The organism is Leifsonia tongyongensis (assembly GCF_010686705.1).
GTDB classification, from domain to species: Bacteria; Actinomycetota; Actinomycetes; order Actinomycetales; family Microbacteriaceae; genus Diaminobutyricibacter; species Diaminobutyricibacter tongyongensis.
In genome coordinates this window covers 1034660-1052548 of record NZ_JAAGWY010000002.1, presented here as the reverse complement: position 1 = coordinate 1052548, position 17889 = coordinate 1034660, and the positions used below count along the sequence as shown (strand labels likewise).

Here is a 17889-nt window from a genome sequence, read left to right as displayed (position 1 = left end):
TGGCGGGAACTCTGGGGGAGTCTCACGGGGCGTCTCACCGGCTGGGCTCCGCCTCTGTGACCGGCCGTCGGGCCAGCACATCGCGGATCGAGACCTTGCGGGTGTACTCGATCGATCCGTATCGGAACAGCCGGACCGCGAGCCGGAGAACGATGGCCGACAACACGAACAGCTCGACGATGACGAATATGGCCTGCCACAGCGGTAGCGTCCCGAACGCGTTCCGCAGCAGGGCCGTCACCGGCGCGGAGTAGGGGAAGAACGTGAAGACCTGCACGATGAACGCATTCGGGTCGCTCACGACGAGGGTGACCGTGTAGAAGGGGATGAAGATCAGGATCATCAATGCACCGAAGATGGGCCCGGCGTCCTTCGCCGTGGGCATCACCGCGCCGAGCGCCACGAGGGTGCCGGTGAAGAGCGAGAATCCGCCGAGAAGGATGAGCACTCCGATGATCATCGTCTGCGGATCGAAGACGAACTGCGACAGGTCGAGTTCGGGGATGCTCAGCTGTTGCCGGAAGAACAGATAGGCGAGAACTGTCGGGATGGCGAACACCAGCATCTGCACCAGGCCGACCATGAACAGCGAGAGCACCTTGCCGACGATCAGGCTCGTCGGATTGATCGTCGTCAGGATCATCTCCGTGACGCGGTTCTCTTTCTCTTCGAGAGTCGAGTTCAGCATCTGGTTGCCGAGAAGCAGGATCACGATATAGAAGATCACCAGGAAGAACAGGGCCGGAACGACGGCATTGAATCCACCGGACACCGAGCCGTTCTTGTACGTCGTCGTGGTCGTGTTCACCGACCCCTGCAGGATCGCCGTCGTCTGCGGTGAGTTCACCTTCTGTTCGACGCTGGCCTGCAGGATGGACTCGGCGACCGATGAGTACTTGCCGTTTGCGAAGAGCCCGTTGTCCTGTCCGTACACGCGGATGGTCTGCTTGGCCGGATCGGCCGGATAAGCGAAGTAGGCGTCGACCTCACCCGACTTGACCGCGGCGATGCCCGCCTCCTCGCTGGAGGCCTGTGTTCCGCCGAGGCTTTCGACGATGGCCGGGCTCACCAGCCCTGACTCATCGGTGTACTGGAACGAGAAGTGGGCGTTCTTCTGCGCCTCCGCCGACGTGCGCGTCGAACTGTTCGACACGAAGACCAGCACGAAGACGATGATCAGCAGCACCGGCACGAAGAGTGTCGCGACCCAGAAACGGCGCTTCGCGATGGTGCGGATGAACTCGAATCGCACCACGGTGCCGAGGTTGTGTCGTGCCATCAGTCGGCCACCGCGTTCTCGGCTCCATAGACCTCGACGAAGATGTCGTCGAGGGATTTCCTGGTCGGCGCGAACCGGCGAACCGCAATGCCCGCATCCACCATCGTCCGCAGGATCACGCTCGGATCCGCGTCGTCGGCGACCTCGAGTTCTGCGTGCCCGTCCGCATCCGCGACGATCGTGTACGCCGGGGAGGGAGGGATCACCCCGTCATGGTCGATGTGCACCACCGTGCCACCGAACTGCTCCTGGACCTCGGCCACCGTTCCGTACGCCCGTGACACGCCGTCCTTCAGCAGGATGACCCGATCGCAGAGCCGCTCGACCTCCTCCATCTGGTGGGTGACCATCATCACCGTCGAACCCGCCCTCTTCTGGTCGTCGATGATGTCCATCAGCAGCCGCCGGTTGACCGGGTCGAACCCCTTGGTCGGTTCGTCGAGGATCAGCAGCTCGGGGTCGTTCATGATGGTCACGCCCAGCTGCACCTTCTGCTGCTGGCCGCCCGAGAGCTTGTCGAGCCGGACCTTCTCTTTGTCGCCGATGCCCACCCGTTCGAGATAGTCCTGCGACCAGCGTCGAGCCTCATCGCGGCTCAGCCCCTTGAGCTTCCCGAAGTAGACCATCACGTCGATCACGGACTCCTTCTTGTAGAGCCCGCGCTCCTCAGGAAGGTAGCCCAACCGCTCGCCCGTCTCAGGCGTGAACGGACGTCCATCGATATGGAGGACGCCGCCGGTCGGCTGGTAGATGCCGAGAAGCGCACGGATCGTCGTCGTCTTGCCCGAGCCGTTGCTGCCGAGGAAGCCGAACGTCTCACCACGCTGGATGTCGAACGACAGATCGCGAATCACCGTCGTCTTGCCGAAGTCCATTCGGAAGTGATCGATGTGTACGAGCGGGGGGCCTGACGTAGTGCTCACTGAACCAAACCTATCGGCGACCTGCGACATCCGCTCGGTTTTCGGTGGTTCTTACGCGAGCGCGTCGAGCAGGGCCTCGTGAAGGTGGCCGTTGCTCGCCAGCGCGCTCCCGTCATCGAGATCGCGTGTTCCGGTGGCACTGGTGAAACGTCCGCCCGCCTCCTCGACGATCGGGATCAGCGCGGCCACATCGTACGATTTCACGCCGAACTCCCCGGCGGCGTCGATGAGACCCTCGGCCAGCAACATGTACGACCACATGTCCCCGTACGCGCGGTCACGCCACACCCGCCGGGTGAGCGCGATCAGGCGGTCGAGGTACCCCGCGCCGTCCCATTGGGCGATGCTCTGGAAACTGATGGATGCGTCGGCCAGGTCGCTCACCCCGGAGACGCGGATACGCCGGGGCGCGTCCGCGCCTTCCGCCAGCCACGCCCCGGAACCGCGGGCGGCCCACCAGCGCCTGCCGAGGGCGGGGGAGCTCACAACTCCCACCTGGGGAACCCCGTCGACGACCAGAGCGATCAGCGTTCCCCAGACCGGAACGCCGCGGAGGAAGTTCGCCGTACCGTCGATCGGGTCGATGATCCAGCGGCGGCTCGATTCGCCCTCGGTGCCGTACTCTTCGCCGAGGATGCCGTCGCCGGGCCGTTCGGCTGCGATCCGCTCCCGGATGGCGCGCTCCACGCTCTGGTCCGCATCCGTCACCGGTGTCCGGTCGGGCTTCGTCGTGACCCGGAGGTCGAGCGAGCGGAACCGGTCACTCGAGATCTGGTCTGCCGCATCCGCCAGGCGGAGCGCGAGGGCGAGGTCGTCGTCGAGGGAAGCATCCGGAGTCGTCGTCACGCTTTCAGGATAGTGAGGGCGTCAGGCGACTGCTCAATTGGCATCGGGCCCGCGACGGATGCTAGTGTTATCCCTCGGTTCGGGTTCCGATTCGACACCGACTGCACCTCTAGCTCAATCGGCAGAGCAACTGACTCTTAATCAGTGGGTTCAGGGTTCAAGTCCCTGGGGGTGCACCATTCTTGCTCCTGCTTACGCCAGGTCTGGTGCAGGCTTTCGCACGTGTCCGATGGCTGCGACCACGATGACGATGAGCGCCGCGATCGCGAGTCCCAGAGCGATCTGGATGTGCAGGGCCGCGGCCCCGACGAGGGCCCCGAGGCCGATCAGGACCACGGCGCCGGCTCGGCGCTTCCACAGTTGCCCTGTTCCCGCGCCGAGGACGGAATCGGCGGCCAGACCGGTGAGAGTCGATGTGACGACGACGGTGGTGACGTCTTTCACAGCGATGTGGCGCGCGGCGGCGGCCTGCATGCCCATCGCCAGGCCGAGGGCGCCGGTTGCGATGTACTGGAGCGGGAGCGGGACCGCTCCGCCGAATGGCGCGAGTACGACCGCGGATGCAGCGAGGATGCCGCCGACGATACCGAAAAGGGTTGTCGAGCGGCGCGTCCAACCGGCGGGGATCGGTCGCAGGACGCGTCCGGAGATCGCCGCACCGGCCATGAAGAGGACGAGCGCCACGACCGGACCCAGCACAGGGAGATGGTCGGCGCCGAGCAGGCCCATTCCGAGGATCACCACGTTGCCGGTCATGTTCCCCGTGAAGACGCGGTCGAGTCCGAGATAGCCGACGGCGTCGATCATCCCTGTCGAGAACGTCAGCGCCAGCATGAGCATCAGGTGGAGTCGTTCATGGTCTGTGGGGTTCGCGGCCGTCATGATTCTCCTCGTCGTGCGGGCGAGCGATGCGCGGGGCCCGACCGCGAAATCCTATCCGCTCGGCACGCTCGAGCCGTCCACGCCGGTCGCGTCGCCTGAAGGAAGCACAGGCAGGTTGTCGCGCATCCGTTCGAAGTAGGCGAGCTCGGCGCTGTTGCCCGCGAGTGCGATCGCCGCATCGTAGGAAAGGCCTGCCTGCGCGAATCGTCCCGTCCGACGGAGGAGGTCTGCGTGGACGGCGTGGAACGCGGCGACATCGGGAAGGTCGAGGGCGGCGATGGCGGCGAGCGCCGCATCCGGACCCTCGACCTCCGCCACGGCGACGGCGCGATTCAGTTCGACGATCGGGCTCGGAGCGATCGCGAGCAGCTGATCGTACAGCTGCAGGATCTGGTGCCAATCGGTCTCGGAGGACGTCCGGGCGTCGGTGTGCACTGCATTGATGGCGGCCTGGAGCTGGTACGGCCCCGGGCGGTTGCGACGGAGGCACTGACGCACGAGGTCGTGGCCTTCAGAGATCAGCGCGGGATCCCAGATCGACCGATCCTGATCGGCGAGGAGGACCAGTTCGCCTCGCGCGTTCAGCCGGGCCGGGCGGCGCGCCTGGATGAGGAGCATCAAGGCCAGGAGACCGAGCACTTCCGGTTCGTCGGGCATCAGTTCGGCGAGGAGACGGCCGAGTCTGATCGCCTCCGTGGACAACTCGTCGCGCACGAGGCCCTCTCCGGTGTGCGAGGCGTAGCCCTCGTTGAAGATCAGGTAGATCACGGTGAGGACGGAAGCAAGGCGGTCAGGGAGGTCTGCGTCGCGAGGGACGCGGAACGGGATGTTCGCATCCCGGATCTTGCCCTTCGCGCGAACGATCCGTTGTGACATCGTCGTTTCGGAGACGAGGAACGCTTGAGCGATTTCGGGCGTCGTCAGGCCGCCGAAAAGCCGGAGGGTGAGCGCAACCTGCGCCTGCCGCGCGAGCGCGGGGTGGCAGCAGGTGAAGATCAGCCGGAGTCGTTCGTCGTGCACCGGACCCTCCTCGATGGGTGGGGACTGCGCGTGGATCAGGGCCGCCTCCGCATGGCGGTCATTGCGAGACGCTTCGCGCCGGAGTCGATCGATCGCTCGGTTGCGGGCTGTCGTGATGATCCAGCCAGCAGGACTGGGAGGGATGCCGGAACCGGGCCAGCGCTGGAGAGCGATTTCGAAGGCGTCCTGGACCGCGTCTTCAGCGATGTCGAGATCGCCGAAGACGCGGCACAGTACGGCTACCGCCCTCCCGTATTCGGCCCGGAAGATCGAAGAGACCGAACCGTTTACTGTCGGGGTCGGCATCGGTGACCTACTCACTCTGGGGTGACCTACTCACTCTGGATGGGGCGGATCTCGACCGGCACGGTCACGGCTTCAGCCATCCGTCGGCCCCAGCCCAACGCAGCGTCGAGGTCGGGTGCTTCGATGATCGAGAACCCTCCGAGCACCTCCTTGCTCTCCACGTAGGGTCCATCCGTCACGAGTACCTCGCCACCCGTAGGGGTGAGGACGGTCGCGGTACTCGGCGGGTAGAGTCCGCCCGCGAACACCCACGCTCCGGCAGCGCGGAGATCGGCGTTCACGACTTCGAGGTCGGCGGTGATCTGTGCGAGCGTCTCGGGTTCGGGCATCGTGCCACCTTCCGGATACCAGACGCTGAGCAGGTACTGGCTCATGATTCCTCCAGGATTCTTTGCCGGCGCCCTGCCGGCTCTCACCAACTACACGAATGGAGTGAGGCGAATTCGACAGCTCGCTACAACCCCTTCACGAGTCCTCCGTCGATCATGAAATCGGAGCCGTTGACATTCCCGGCTCGATTGCTCGCGAGCAGGAGCACCAGATCGGCGACCTCTTCGGGCCGAGTGAAGCGCCCGGTGGTGAAGCCGCCCTGAGCCGCGACGGTGTTCGCTTTCGCCGTTTCGAAGTCCGTGCCCGTCGCCGCGGCTATCGTCGCAGCGACTCCGTGCTCGCCCAGCCAGAGCGGGGTCTCCACCGGCCCCGGGCTGACCGTGTTGAAGCGGAGTCCCTGCGGTCCGAACTCCTTCGACAGCGATTTGGATACGTTCCACAGGGCCGCCTTCGCTGCGGAGTAGTCGAGGACGCCCGGGTCGGGCAGGTACGCGTTCACGGATGCGACCGTCACGACGTTCCCGCCGCCACGCTCGAGGAGAAGAGGGATCGCGGCTCGCGTGGTGCGGATGGCCGCAAGCAGGCCCAGGTTGAGCGTCGCCAGCCATTCCTCGTCGCTGATGGACAGGAAGCCGTCCACACGTGGCGTGAGCGCACCGACATTGTTGACCACGATGTCGAGACCACCGAAGTGAGCGCTCTGGGCGACAAGGTCGGACGGGCCGTTCGGCGTCGACAGGTCGACCGGAACCGCAATCACCTTCGACGTCGCTTCGAGGTCGGTGAGTTCGCCGCCGACATCTCTCGCGCCGGCCACGACGGACGCCCCTTCATCGACCAGTGCGCGCGTGATCGCAAGGCCGATCCCTTTGCTCGCTCCGGTGACGACGGCGACTTTTCCTGACAGATGCAGATCCATGGGGCCGAACGTATTCGGCGGTCCGTTGCAGTGTCAAGGAATGGGCGTGTACCGCCGCAGTCTTCTGACTTCGCTCGGGAGAAATGGCGGGTGCGACGGGGAGCCGTACGGTGTGATCACGTTCACGGAGTTCCTCGCGCACCGCGTTCGGTGACGTGATCGGGGGTTTCGTCGAGTCCTCCACAATTGGGCGTTTCTGGAATCTATCCACAGGGAAATTGCTGATCAAAGGTTGTTTATTCACGGCCCCGAATGTCGGTGGTTGCTGGTTAGGTTGAACCATGACCTTCCCACCCGCCGACGATCTCGACGCGGTCGCTGCTGCGCTCGACGCGTTGCGCGCGCTCGAAACGGATCCGGTGGTGGATGCGGTGGGTCGAGGCGACGACGGGGCCGGCAGCGATGTGGGTGCAGGTGATGTCGATCTGAGTGAGGCGCAGCTGCACGCCCGCTCCCTGGCGGCGATCGGCGCAGTGCGGGCGGCGCTGGAGCGGGTGGCGTTGCGGCGGATCGCCGCCCTGAACCGGGCCGGCAGCCTCGACCCGGCGACGGATCCGGTGCGGGCCGGCGGGCACGGTGATATCGGGTCGTTCCTGGCGGAACTGTGGCGCACCAGCCTGCCGCACGCCCGCCAACTCTGTGCGGTGGCCAGGGCAACCGCACCGAAACACACGCTCACCGGTGAAGAACTGCCACCGGAGTTCCCCGAACTGGCTGCCGCGCTGCTCGGTGACCCGGGCCATTCTGGTGATCCGGGCGACCCGGAAGCCTCGGGCGACCCCAAGACCGGCGCTGCGCCCACCGGTCACGTGTCGGTGGAGCAGGCGGCGGTGATCATCCGGGAGCTGGGTAAGACCGGCGACGGCTGCAGCCTGGAGCAACGCCATAGGGGTGAGCGGTTGCTGGTCGAACATGCACCGGCCCTGACCGTGGAGCAGATGCGCCGGTCGGCGATCCAGCTGCGGGACCGGCTGGACGAGGATGGCACCGAACCACGTGAGCAGATCCAGCGCAGGCGCCGGTCGTTGACGATCACGACCACCCGGGATGGGATGACCCGGATCGACTGGCTCCTCGACGCCGAATCCGCCGGCCATGTGGTGCCGCAGATCACCGCCTACGTCTCCCGCGACCTCCACGACAAACGCAACGGCCGCAACACCGGTGACGGTCACGACGTAGGCGAATCCCGCGACACTGGCGACACCTTCGACGGTCACTACTTACGCGACTCCCGGGGCACTGGCGACACTGGCGACACTGGCGACATTGGCGACTCCGGTGACACCGGTGACGCCCGCGATGCGTCGGCTCGGCCGACGGGGGTGCGGTTCGAAGACCCCGAACCCGACACACCGGACACGCCAGCGATGCCGGAGACCCGGAGTATGGCCCAGCTCCGGTCGGATGGGGCGGTCGAGGTGTTCCGGCACCGGGCCGGCTGCACCACCGGGGCAACCAGTCCGCCGGTGACCATGATCGTAAGAGTCAGCCTGGCCGACCTGCGCTCCGGGAAAGGTGCGGCCGAGGTCGACGAAGTGCCCACCCCGGTCAGCGCGGCGACGGCCCGGCGGCTCGCCGCCGACGCGAACCTGATCCCCATGGTCTTGGGGCGTGACAGCGAAGTCCTCGACCTGGGTCGCAAGCAGCGACTGTTCTCCCCGGCGCAGAAGCACGCTCTGGCCGAACGGGACGGCGGCTGCGCCTGGACCGGCTGCCCACACCCACCGTCCTACACGCAGGCGCACCACATCCGCTGGTGGGATCGGGACACCGGACCGACCGATCTGAAGAACGGGATCCTGCTCTGCTCGCACCACCACCACCGGGTGCACGACGACGGCTGGGACATCCAGGTCCGCGACCACATTCCCTGGTTCACCCCACCGGCGCACCTCGACCCGACCCGCACGCCCCGCAAAGGCGGACGCATCCGCCTGCCCGACTCAGCACCACCATGACACAGACCGCGATCACCGGCACCACCGTGTCTCGGCACAGCCATGACCGGCACCAGCAGGACCAGGACCAGCATGATTCGCGCGCCACGGGACGACGATCTCGTAAGCGATCCTTCAGCTGGACCGAATTCACGCCCCGCTCTTTCGCGCGCGGGTGGCCGCTCCTAGACTGGCGACCAGTGCAGGCCCGACGTCGCGGCCGTCCGCGACCCACCCGGCTCGAACCGGCGCTCGACCTAGAGGGGGACGCTCGCATGGAGTACAAAGACATCCCGACCAGAGCCGACATCGAACGAATTGCGGCCATTCGCGAACCCGGCAGCGTCACGATCTACCTCCGATCAGGGCCGCTTCCCGCAGACGCGGATATCGCCCGGATCGAACTGAAGAACCATCTCGCGCAGGCCCTCCGCGAACTGGAAGCGAACAAGATCCCGAAAGCGCGGATCGGTGCGATCGCTGCGGAAGGTGACGTGATCGTCGAGAACAGGGACTTCTGGCGCTACCAGTCGCGAAGCCTGGCCGTGTTCCTCAACGGGGAAATCAGCGAAACGTACCGACTGCCCAACCGGCTGTCGTCGTCCTGCGATGTGTCCGACCGGTTCTACATCAAGCCGCTCCTGCGTACGGTCACGTTCCCGCAATCGGCATACATCCTCGCGCTGGCGCAGAACTCGGTTCGCCTGGTCAAGATCTCACCGGAAGCGCCCGCAGAGACCATCCAGGTTGAAGGAATGCCCCACGACCTCGAAAGCTTCATCGGGCGGACGACGATCGACGACCGGAGTTCGGCAGGCCGCGTGCGCGGAGCGGAGGGGCAGAAGGTACGGATGCTCGAATACTCCCAGGCCATCGATCGAGCGCTGCATCCGGTGCTTGCGAACTCGACCGAACCGCTCATCGTGGCGGCGGCCGAACCTCTTCTCGCGATCTACCGAGGGGTGTGCGATTACCCACGACTGGTGGACTCGTCGATCACGGGCAACCCGGAGGAGCGCAGCGACGAAGAACTGGCGACGGCCGCGCGCGGCATCCTCGATGAGGTCTACGCGAAGAAGACAGCGGAGCTCAAAGACGATTTCGAAGCACGAATGGCAGCGGGCACGGCCACAGGCGACCTCAGCGACATTGCGCGCGCGGCGACCTACGGAGCAGTCGAGACGCTCGTCTTCGACATCGATCGGCGAGTCCCCGGAACGATCGACGACGAGACGGGTGTGATCACGTTCGACGACGAAGACGAGTTGTCCAACTACGGCGTGATCGACGAAATCCTGAGACGCTCACTGACCTCGAAAGCGAAGGTGTTCGCTGTGCGTGCCGAAGACGTGCCAGGAGGGGGCGTTTCGGCGGCGGCCGTCCGCTTCCCGGTCTGATCGCGGCGCTGACCGCCGCGCCGCCCGCCGCCGCCGGGCCACCGCCGCGCTGGCAGCATAGCGCAGGCGCTCACGCATCAGTGCTCGTCAGCGTGCTCGACAGGCTTCACGACGAACCCGCGCCGTGCTGCGGATCCGCCACTCACGGTAGCGACCGCGACGGTGATCAGCGCACCGACGATGATGGCTCCCGCCTCGGCGGACGACAACAGCCCCGACTGCGTACCGACCGTCACGGCCGCGAGGGGTACGCCGACCTGCGCTCCGGACAACAGTCCCAGCGAGACCGGCTGGCCCACGAGCCTGGTCGCGAGATGCGCGATCAGGGCACCGGCCCCCAGCACGAAACCAAGGAGCAGGTAGCGCGGCTGCGCCCACAAACCGGTCAGGTCCAGTGAGGCGCCCAGCCAGACGAAGAACAGCGGACCGAGAAAACCCTCCGTGATCGCGAAAAGCTGTCGTGCAAGCCGGCGTGGCACACCGATGGCGGCGATGACGAGTCCGAGCGCGAACCCCGCGAGCATGACCGAGACCCCGGTGAAGATGGCGAGGGCGGCGAGCGCGAACAGGATGATGAGATCGATCCGCAGTTCGAGCGCGAACCCACGCTGTTCGGAGACGCGGTGGATGCGGTGACGCAGTCCGGAGCGCTCGGCGGCACGGAACAGGAAGAAGACCACGATGGAGCAGGCGATCACGGCCAGTGAGCCGACCGCAGCACGTCCGGCATGGCTGGGATCCACGACAAGCGGCACAGCGACGATGCAGGCGACATCGGCCATCGCAACCTGTGCGGTCATCTGAAGCACGCGACTGCCACCGAGGCCGAGTCCACCGATGATCGGCAGGACCAGCGCGGCCGACGATGACGCCATCAGCACGGCGTACAACGGCGTATGAGATGTGCCGAACGCTGCGGCGACGAGCACCCCGACACCGATGGACACGGCCGCCACGACCACCAGGCGGACCGCGCCTGCGCCGACGGCGGCACGCACGGCCGAATCCCTCACCGGAACATGCGAGCCCGCGACGAACATGACCAGGGCGAAACCGAGTTCGGCAAGGAACGTCAGCGTGGGATCGTGAGCGTCGATGACCCGGAAGCCCGTGGCTCCCAGCACGATGCCCACGAGCAGCTCGCCGACGACGATCGGGATGTGCCAGCTCTTCTTCAGCGCGAGCAGAGGACCGGCCAGGGCGGCGACCGAGACGATCGCGAGGGTGACGAACGTCATTGCTCGAGCGAGGAGTCGAGCACATCGATGAGCGTCTCCTGGAGAAACGCCAGCCAGTCGAACAGCGCTCTCAAGAGCGCGGTCTCGTCGTCGTGGATGTCACCTTCGTCCCCATCCTGCACGATGCCGAGCCGAGCGCCGAGGACGAGGCGGATGTCGGTGATGGTCCGAAGCCACGCGAGTGAGGCGACGTCGTCGAGGCGTACGACGATGGGATCGCTGCCCTCGGATCCGGCGAGCATCTCGACGACGATGCGCGCGTTGAGGATCTTTCGCTGGGCGAGACCATCGGTGGTGAAACGGCGGAATTCGGCGGATGCGGCCGGGTCCTGCGGGTAGGCGTCGGGCAGGAGGCGGATGACGGCGGGGTCCGTGGGCAGGGCGTCGGTGCGGCGTGCCTGGTCGACGAGCTCAGCACTCTCGCCGGCGAGCTGGACGAGCAGTGCGGCCTCCTCGGGGGCGAAGGATGCGACAGCGCATCCGTCCCTGTCAGTGTGGAATCCGTTCATGCGTCCGCCTTCGTCAGCGTCGCCCAGAGCCCGTAGTCGTGCATGGCTTCGACGTGTCGTTCCATCTCTTCGCGGGGGCCGGTGGCCACGACGGCGCGCCCCTCGTTGTGCACGAGCAGCATCAGGCGTTCGGCTTCGCGGCGGGGAAACCCGAAATAGGTCTGGAACACGTAGGTGACGTACGACATCAGGTTGACGGGATCGTTCCACACGATCGTGACCCACGGCGTCCCCAGTTCGGTCACCTCGTCGGTGCCGATCTCCTCCTGGGTTCCTGGTGCGATCGTCGCAGCCGCAACAGAGGTCATCACTGCATCATCCCAGTTCAGTGCTGTTCCGCGGCGCTTATCGCATCCGCGGCGCGTACGAGGGCGAGATGGGTCAGCGCCTGCGGAGTGTTTCCCGCCTGGGAGCGCCCTTCGACGTCGTATTCCTCGCTGAGCATCCCGACATCGTTCGCGAATCCGAGGAGTCGCTTCATGAGAGACCGTGCGTCGCTGACCCTGGCGGAGTTGGCGTACTGCTCCACCAGCCAGAACGAGCAGGCGAGGAACGGATGCTCACCAGGGGCGAGCCCGTCGACACCGGTCTCGGTGCGGTAGCGGAGCGGAAGTCCGTCGCGCATGAGTTCGCGTTCGATCGCGGCGACGGTCCCGAGCATCCGCGGGTCGTCGTAGTCGCAGTAGCCGACCTGTGCGAGCTGGAGCAGTGAGGCGTCCACCTCACCGGAACCGAAGTACTGCGTGTACGTGTGCTTCTGGCGGTCGTAGCCGTTCGCTTCGATATCGGCCCGCACTTCGTCGCGCAGTTTGCGCCAGCGGGCGACCGGTCCGTCGAGCCCGAAGTCTTCGACTGCCGCGACAGCACGGTCGAAGGCCGCCCAGACCATGACGCGCGAATGCGTGAAGTGGCGGGGTTCGCCGCGGATCTCCCAGATTCCGTGATCGGGCCGTCGCCAGTGTTCTTCGAGGTAGCCCAGGAGCGCCCTCTGCAGCGCCCACGAGAAGCGGGTCTCCTCGACGCCGTTCTGGCGCCCTTTGTGGAGCGCGAGCATGACCTCCCCGATCACGTCCGCCTGGAATTGGGACGACGCGGCGTTCCCGACCCTGACGGGCGACGCGCCCTGGTAGCCGGGCAGGGTGGTGAGGACCCGTTCATCGAGGTTGCGCTCGCCGGAGAGACCGTAGACGATCTGGACATCCTTGGGGTCGCCGGCGACCGCGCGCAGAAGCCAGTCGCGCCAGTGGTCGACGAAGTCGCTGTAGCCATGGTCGAGGAGTACGGAGATGGTGAGCGACGCATCCCGTAACCAGACGTAGCGGTAGTCCCAGTTGCGGTCGCCGCCGAAGTTCTCGGGCAGTGAGGTGGTCGCAGCGGCGACGATGCCGCCGGTGCGCAGATGGGTAAGCGCCCTCAGCACGAGAAGGGAACGCACGACCTCCTTGCGGTAGGGACCGTCGTGGTTGCACCCGGCCGCCCACTCGAGCCACCAGGAGCGTGCCCATTCGAGCGCGCCGTCGACGTCCGGTGGTGGCGGCGTCGGCTTGTGCGACTTGAACCAGGTGAGGCTGAGATCGACGACCTGACCGGCTTTCACATCGAACTGTCCGACATGGCTGTGGTCGGCCGCACGCAGTCGCGGTCCCCGGATGACGAGGGCGTCCGGTCCTGAGACGGCGATCAGGGCGGACGGATGCTCGGAGGTCTCCTGCCGAACCCAGGGGACGGCCGTCGCATAGCCGAAGCGGATGCGGAGATCCTGGCGCATCCGCACCGTCCCGCTCACCCCGCGGATGCGTCGCAGCACGTCCGCCCGGTGGTCGCCGTGGGGCATGAAATCGGTGACTTCGACCTCGCCGTCGGTGGTCTTCCAGCGGGTGATGAGGATCATGGTGTCGCCCTCGTAGTGACGGCTCGAACGCGCTGCCGCATCGACCGGTGCGAGGAGCCAGCGTCCGTGGTCCTCGGTGCCGAGGAGCGCACCGAACATCGAGGGCGAGTCGTAGCGGGGGAGACACAACCAGTCGATGCTCCCGTCGTGGCCGACCAGGGCTCCTGTGTAGCAATCGCTGATCAGGGCGTAATCCTCGATGGGGAGGGACATATCTTCAGTATGGCCGTACTGTGAAACACATGACGCAAGCCGTAACCACTCTTCTCGTTCTGGGAGGGAGTGGGGACCTCGCGTCCAGACTCCTCCTGCCGGCGCTCGGCGATCTGCTGACGAGCGAGCCGCAGCGGCGGGTCACGCTGATCGGCGCGGGCAGCGAAGACTGGACGGATGTGCACTGGCGGCACGTGGTCCGCACGTCGTTCGCGACGATGAAGGCGAAGGGCCCGGCCGTCGACGACCTGTTGAAGAAGACGCACTACATCCGGGCGGACGTGACGAAGGCGGATGACCTGTCGCGCCTTCTCGAGGCGTGCGAAGGAACCCCTGCGCTCTATTTCGCCCTGCCACCTGCGATCGCCGCGATGGCGTGCAAGGCGCTGGAGAAGGTCAGCCTCCCGCCGAAGACCGTGCTTGCGCTGGAGAAGCCGTTCGGAACCGATCGTCGTTCGGCCATCGCCCTGAACGCGCAACTCGCGAAGCTGGTCCCGGAGGACCAGGTGCAGCGGGTCGACCATTTCCTCGGCAACTCGACAGTGCTCAACCTCCTCGGACTCCGCTTCGCCAACCGGATTCTCGAACCGGTCTGGAATTCCGACCACATCCAGCGGGTGGACGTGATCTACGACGAGACGCTCGCGCTCGAGGGGCGCGCACGCTACTACGACAAGGCCGGCGCCCTGATCGACATGATCCAGAGTCACCTGTTGCAGGTGCTCGCCGTCATCGCGATGGAAGCGCCGTCGACGCTCAGCTCGCAGGATCTCCGGGATGCGAAGGGCGCCGTGCTGAGGGCGACTCGCGTCTGGAACGACAGCCCTCTCGAATCGAGCAGGAGGGGCAGGTATACGGCTGGCACGGTCGGACGGGAGAAGGTCCCCTCCTATGTCGACGAGCCCGGTGTCGACCCCTCCCGCGAGACGGAGACGCTCGCCGAAGCCACGTTCCAGATCGACACGTGGCGCTGGGCCGGGGTTCCGTTCACCCTCCGTTCGGGCAAAGCGATCGGTGAGCGCAGGCGCGAGATCGTCGTCACGTTCCGACCCGCGCCGCATGTGCCTACGGGCCTGAGGGGAGCGCACCAGCCCACGAAGCTCAGGCTCATGCTCGCTCCGGACACGATGTCGCTCGAGCTGAACATCAACGGCCCTGGCGACCCGGACGTCATCGAGCGCGCATCCCTCACGGCGGACTTCGGTCCGGGCCAGTTGCGCGCCTACGGCGAAGTTCTCGCCGGTGTGCTCGACAGCGACCCCGCGCTGTCCGTCCGGGGCGACACGGCTGTCGAGTGCTGGCGGATCGTGGCGCCCATACTCAAGGAGTGGTCGGAGGGCAAAGTCCCGCTCGACAGCTACCGCGCGGGATCCATGGGCCCGTCAGGCTGGATCGGGATCGGCTGAGACCCGACGCTCGAGCAGAGTCCCCGACGTCCAAGCCAGAGACTCGCAGTGGCGTCAGGCCGCTGTGCGCTCCACGATGGCCTGGAGTTCACCGGTCACCGGCTTGCGCAGGTCGGTCCACACGGTGATGGGTGCGGGCTCCCATCCGAATGCTGCGGGCTCCCTGACGTCGTCCGCATCACCCGCGGACTCCTCGGCGACGTGCAGCCCAGGCTCGACGGGATCGCCCGATTCGAGCTTGCGCTTCGCGTCCATGATCGCCGCGGTGATCCCGACGGCTACGGAGCGGGCGAGGATGGTGTGGAAGATCGCGTCGGTGTCCGCATCCGCTCGACGGCTCACCGTCCATTCGCCGCGTTCGCCGACGAATTCGGCCAGTTTCTGGTGCACGAGCTCGAGGATCTGCGCCTCGCTCAACTGCGGAACCGGGGCAGCGGAGACTGCAGCGACATGACGTCTGCGACCGAACATCGCGGAACCCCTTCCAGGTCAGCGGACCAACTGGTATAAGTGTCCCCGATCGGGCACGCGACAACTGGCGGACACGCCGCGCGTGTCATCACCGATTTCAGCTGGTCTGCGCTACTTTGAGCGGCCGCAGCCTGAGCCTCGCCGGGCCGGGTGGCCCCAACGGGACTATGCGTCTCCGTCGTCGAGTCGGCGGGATTCCTCGATGACCGTTCCGATCGCGATGGCGAGCGAGATCGCGGAACTGATCCACAGCAGCACCACCTTCCAGTCGCGCGCGCCGTCCTTCGTCCGGCGGACCGTCGTCCAGATGCCGAGCGCCGCGCTGAGCACGGCCCCGTTGAAGATGTACTTGCGCATTCGGCCCTCTCCGTCCTGACCCACGCTAGCCGCACGGGGCCCAGGGGTACAGTGGTGCGACCGCTCAGGATGCGGGTGCCGGCCCGCCGGGCCCTAGTCGAGCGTGGCGAGCTCGCTGAGCCGCACGGTTCTCCGGCGGACGACGGCGCCCACCGTCATACCGAGGCCGAGAACGGCCCACAGGACCAGCGCGCCCAGACCTCGCCAGACTCCGGACGTCCCGTCGATGACACCCTGGATGGCGGTGATCGCGGCCGACGTGGGCAGCCAGGTGACGGAGGCGTCGAAGAACCCGGGGACGGTCGAGATGATCCCCGAGGCGAGGGTGATGACGACGACCAGCATCGAGATGAACCGGCCGATTCCCCCGAGGAGGGCGGTGAGGCCCTGGTTGACTGCGGCGAAGGCGATCCCGGTGAGCGCTGCTACTCCGGCGAACGCGAACCAGTGGCCGACGTCGAGCTGGAGTGCCGCCTGCATGATTCCGGCGACGAGCAGCCCCTGTGCGACACCGATCGCGACAGCGGGGAGGAAGCCGCCGAGAGCGATCCGGGTCGAGGACCGCGTCGTCAGAAGTGCCCGCGCGGAGACCGCCTGGAGCACCAGGAAGGTGGCGAGCGCGCCGAGCCACAGCGCGACGACGGCGAAGAGCGGGATGCTCGAGGCGCCGAACAGGCTCCCTGTGCCTGCCTTTGCCGCTGCGGGCGCGACCGGCTGTGCGACGACACGTGCGAGGTTGGTCCGGTCGCTCGAAGAGTAGGTCGGCATCTTCGAGACGGCTGTGGTGAGACCGGTCGCCAGGGTTGCGGCACCCGCGCTGGTCTTGTCGGCGCCTCCGGCGAGTGCCGTGACACCGTCGCTGAGCTTGACCGCTCCGCTGGCGAGGGAGTCGGCGCCGGATGCCGTCTGCGCGACACCGGATGCGAGCTGCGATGCTCCGGATGCGCTCTGCGCGATTCCCGAGCTGAGTGCGGGCAGGCCACCGGCGAACGCTTTCGCGCCGTCCGCGACCTTCTGGGCCGACGGAGAGAGCCCTGGAGTGCTGCCTGTACCGGTCGTGACCGAGGAGGCGACACCTTCGAGCGAACCGCAGAGCATCGCATCCCCACCGTGTGCTGCGCACATTGCAGCGAGCCCCGTGAGCGCTGTGCCGAGCTTCTTCGTGCCGTCGGCGACGCCCTGGACTCCGCCGGCCAGCTGCGACGCCTGGGCGGGAAGTGCGGCCGTGTTCGACTGGAGTTGCCCGAGGCCGCCGGCGAGCCCCGAGGTCGCGCCCGACAGGTTCTGGATGCCCGCGCTCATGGTCGAGATACCACCGGCGAGTGAGGCGGATGCGGATGCGAGCGAATGCGTGCCGCTTGCGAGCGACGCGACTCCGGATGCGAGGCCGCCCGCGCCATCCGCCGCCTTCGACAGCTGGTCGTGGACGGTGTTGAACCCGACGTAGACGTTTTCGAGGTAGGTCGACGTCAGCTGCTTGTTGAGCACTGACGTGGCGGTGGTCGTCACAGCCTGGCTGACCGCAGAGTCGACGAGTTTCGATTTCGCGCTCGTCTGGACGTCGATCGTCGCCTGCTTGGCTGCGCCTGCTGCGCCCGAATACGAGGTCGCGGCTTTGGAGAAGCCCTTCGGGATGGTGACGACGGTCACGTAACTCCCGTCGGCGAGCCCGGCAGCAGCATCCTTCTGGTCGGTGAGCACCCAGCTGTAGTTCTCGGAGCTCTTTCCGTCGACGAGACCCGCGGAGAGCTCGCGTCCGAGGGGAACGAGCTGATTGCCGATCTTCACGGGCTGGTCGAGGTTGACCACCGCGGCTTTGACGTCGCCGAGCCGTTCGGTGGGATTCCACAGCGCCCAGACGAGCAGGCCGCCGATGGCGAGGGGGACGAGCAGGATGCCGACCAGGGTGAGCCAGGTGACCCGTTTGCTGCTGCGGGCGCGTTCGATGGTGAAGAACGACAT

17 protein-coding genes and 1 tRNA gene are annotated in these 17889 nt (G+C 66.5%); 4 read left to right on the top strand and 14 right to left on the bottom strand.

The features are described 5' to 3' along the window. Positions 1-34: 34 nt before the first annotated feature. The 3 genes from G3T36_RS13020 to hisN form a co-directional block, all read right to left on the bottom strand. Positions 35-1279 (bottom strand): ABC transporter permease, encoded by a 1245-nt coding sequence (locus G3T36_RS13020; RefSeq protein WP_163290163.1) that lies wholly within the window; start codon positions 1277-1279, stop codon positions 35-37. Continuing rightward, entirely contained in the window at positions 1279-2154 is an 876-nt protein-coding gene (locus G3T36_RS13015) for an ABC transporter ATP-binding protein (RefSeq protein ID WP_193571210.1), read from the bottom strand. Before G3T36_RS13015 ends, G3T36_RS13020 begins: the two co-directional genes overlap by 1 nt. Before the next feature lie 99 nt (positions 2155-2253). Then, positions 2254-3048, bottom strand: a complete 795-nt coding sequence (gene hisN / locus G3T36_RS13010; RefSeq protein ID WP_163290161.1) for a histidinol-phosphatase — start codon at positions 3046-3048, stop codon at positions 2254-2256. A 103-nt stretch (positions 3049-3151) separates the two neighbouring features. Here hisN and G3T36_RS13005 point away from each other — a divergent pair. Continuing rightward, a tRNA-Lys gene (locus tag G3T36_RS13005) sits at positions 3152-3227 on the top strand. Positions 3228-3240: 13 nt separating this feature from the next. Here the strand turns inward: G3T36_RS13005 and G3T36_RS13000 are convergent. The 4 genes from G3T36_RS13000 to G3T36_RS12985 form a co-directional block, all read right to left on the bottom strand. Beyond that, positions 3241-3930: a YoaK family protein gene (locus G3T36_RS13000; protein WP_163290160.1), complete on the bottom strand. Its 690-nt coding sequence runs from the start codon at positions 3928-3930 to the stop codon at positions 3241-3243. A 51-nt stretch (positions 3931-3981) separates the two neighbouring features. Continuing rightward, entirely contained in the window at positions 3982-5256 is a 1275-nt protein-coding gene (locus G3T36_RS12995) for an RNA polymerase sigma factor (protein WP_163290159.1), read from the bottom strand. Between the two features lie 26 nt (positions 5257-5282). Further along, the gene (locus G3T36_RS12990) at positions 5283-5630 is read right to left on the bottom strand and encodes a YciI family protein (RefSeq protein ID WP_163290158.1); all 348 of its coding nucleotides are present in this window, start codon (positions 5628-5630) and stop codon (positions 5283-5285) included. Between the two features lie 80 nt (positions 5631-5710). After that, the gene (locus tag G3T36_RS12985) at positions 5711-6505 is read right to left on the bottom strand and encodes an oxidoreductase (protein ID WP_163290157.1); all 795 of its coding nucleotides are present in this window, start codon (positions 6503-6505) and stop codon (positions 5711-5713) included. A gap of 281 nt (positions 6506-6786) precedes the next feature. On the opposite strand from G3T36_RS12985, the gene G3T36_RS12980 reads away from it, so the two are divergent. Both G3T36_RS12980 and G3T36_RS12975 read left to right on the top strand, forming a co-directional pair. Further along, on the top strand, positions 6787-8466 hold the full coding sequence (locus G3T36_RS12980; protein ID WP_163290156.1) for an HNH endonuclease signature motif containing protein: 1680 nt from the start codon (positions 6787-6789) through the stop codon (positions 8464-8466). Between the two features lie 254 nt (positions 8467-8720). Continuing rightward, positions 8721-9842, top strand: a complete 1122-nt coding sequence (locus tag G3T36_RS12975; RefSeq protein WP_163290155.1) for a baeRF11 domain-containing protein — start codon at positions 8721-8723, stop codon at positions 9840-9842. A gap of 77 nt (positions 9843-9919) precedes the next feature. On the opposite strand, the gene G3T36_RS12970 is transcribed toward G3T36_RS12975, so the two are convergent. From G3T36_RS12970 to G3T36_RS12955, 4 genes are read right to left on the bottom strand one after another with little or no spacing between them, the layout of a single operon-like run. After that, positions 9920-11080, bottom strand: coding sequence for a cation:proton antiporter (locus G3T36_RS12970; protein WP_163290154.1), 1161 nt, complete (start codon positions 11078-11080; stop codon positions 9920-9922). Next, on the bottom strand, positions 11077-11589 hold the full coding sequence (locus G3T36_RS12965) for a DUF2017 domain-containing protein (protein ID WP_163290153.1): 513 nt from the start codon (positions 11587-11589) through the stop codon (positions 11077-11079). The genes G3T36_RS12970 and G3T36_RS12965 overlap by 4 nt, the downstream gene beginning before the upstream one ends. Further along, on the bottom strand, positions 11586-11897 hold the full coding sequence (gene clpS / locus G3T36_RS12960) for an ATP-dependent Clp protease adapter ClpS (protein WP_163290152.1): 312 nt from the start codon (positions 11895-11897) through the stop codon (positions 11586-11588). The genes G3T36_RS12965 and clpS overlap by 4 nt, the downstream gene beginning before the upstream one ends. A gap of 17 nt (positions 11898-11914) precedes the next feature. Continuing rightward, positions 11915-13693: a glycoside hydrolase family 15 protein gene (locus tag G3T36_RS12955; RefSeq protein ID WP_163290151.1), complete on the bottom strand. Its 1779-nt coding sequence runs from the start codon at positions 13691-13693 to the stop codon at positions 11915-11917. Positions 13694-13722: 29 nt separating this feature from the next. Between G3T36_RS12955 and G3T36_RS12950 the strand changes: the two genes are divergently transcribed. Further along, positions 13723-15099: a glucose-6-phosphate dehydrogenase gene (locus G3T36_RS12950; RefSeq protein WP_193571092.1), complete on the top strand. Its 1377-nt coding sequence runs from the start codon at positions 13723-13725 to the stop codon at positions 15097-15099. 54 nt (positions 15100-15153) lie between these two features. Here G3T36_RS12950 and G3T36_RS12945 read toward each other — a convergent pair whose 3' ends face one another. The 3 genes from G3T36_RS12945 to G3T36_RS12935 all read right to left on the bottom strand — a co-directional run bounded on the left by G3T36_RS12945 (position 15154) and on the right by G3T36_RS12935 (position 17889). After that, positions 15154-15570, bottom strand: coding sequence for a hypothetical protein (locus G3T36_RS12945; protein ID WP_163290149.1), 417 nt, complete (start codon positions 15568-15570; stop codon positions 15154-15156). 165 nt (positions 15571-15735) lie between these two features. Then, positions 15736-15927: a hypothetical protein gene (locus tag G3T36_RS12940; protein ID WP_163290148.1), complete on the bottom strand. Its 192-nt coding sequence runs from the start codon at positions 15925-15927 to the stop codon at positions 15736-15738. Positions 15928-16020: 93 nt separating this feature from the next. Beyond that, positions 16021-17889, bottom strand: coding sequence for a YhgE/Pip domain-containing protein (locus G3T36_RS12935; protein WP_163290147.1), 1869 nt, complete (start codon positions 17887-17889; stop codon positions 16021-16023).

Coding starts and splice junctions, on each gene's coding strand:
- G3T36_RS12935 (WP_163290147.1), bottom strand. CDS start 17,889: ATGTCGTTCTTCACCATCGAACGCGCCCGCAGCAGCAAACGGGTCACC.
- G3T36_RS12945 (WP_163290149.1), bottom strand. CDS start 15,570: ATGTTCGGTCGCAGACGTCATGTCGCTGCAGTCTCCGCTGCCCCGGTT.
- G3T36_RS12995 (WP_163290159.1), bottom strand. CDS start 5,256: ATGCCGACCCCGACAGTAAACGGTTCGGTCTCTTCGATCTTCCGGGCC.
- G3T36_RS13020 (WP_163290163.1), bottom strand. CDS start 1,279: ATGGCACGACACAACCTCGGCACCGTGGTGCGATTCGAGTTCATCCGC.
- G3T36_RS13015 (WP_193571210.1), bottom strand. CDS start 2,154: ATGGACTTCGGCAAGACGACGGTGATTCGCGATCTGTCGTTCGACATC.
- G3T36_RS12975 (WP_163290155.1), top strand. CDS start 8,721: ATGGAGTACAAAGACATCCCGACCAGAGCCGACATCGAACGAATTGCG.
- G3T36_RS12990 (WP_163290158.1), bottom strand. CDS start 5,630: ATGAGCCAGTACCTGCTCAGCGTCTGGTATCCGGAAGGTGGCACGATG.
- G3T36_RS12970 (WP_163290154.1), bottom strand. CDS start 11,080: ATGACGTTCGTCACCCTCGCGATCGTCTCGGTCGCCGCCCTGGCCGGT.
- G3T36_RS13000 (WP_163290160.1), bottom strand. CDS start 3,930: ATGACGGCCGCGAACCCCACAGACCATGAACGACTCCACCTGATGCTC.
- G3T36_RS12950 (WP_193571092.1), top strand. CDS start 13,723: ATGACGCAAGCCGTAACCACTCTTCTCGTTCTGGGAGGGAGTGGGGAC.
- G3T36_RS12940 (WP_163290148.1), bottom strand. CDS start 15,927: ATGCGCAAGTACATCTTCAACGGGGCCGTGCTCAGCGCGGCGCTCGGC.
- G3T36_RS12980 (WP_163290156.1), top strand. CDS start 6,787: ATGACCTTCCCACCCGCCGACGATCTCGACGCGGTCGCTGCTGCGCTC.
- G3T36_RS12965 (WP_163290153.1), bottom strand. CDS start 11,589: ATGAACGGATTCCACACTGACAGGGACGGATGCGCTGTCGCATCCTTC.
- clpS (WP_163290152.1), bottom strand. CDS start 11,897: ATGACCTCTGTTGCGGCTGCGACGATCGCACCAGGAACCCAGGAGGAG.
- G3T36_RS12955 (WP_163290151.1), bottom strand. CDS start 13,693: ATGTCCCTCCCCATCGAGGATTACGCCCTGATCAGCGATTGCTACACA.
- G3T36_RS12985 (WP_163290157.1), bottom strand. CDS start 6,505: ATGGATCTGCATCTGTCAGGAAAAGTCGCCGTCGTCACCGGAGCGAGC.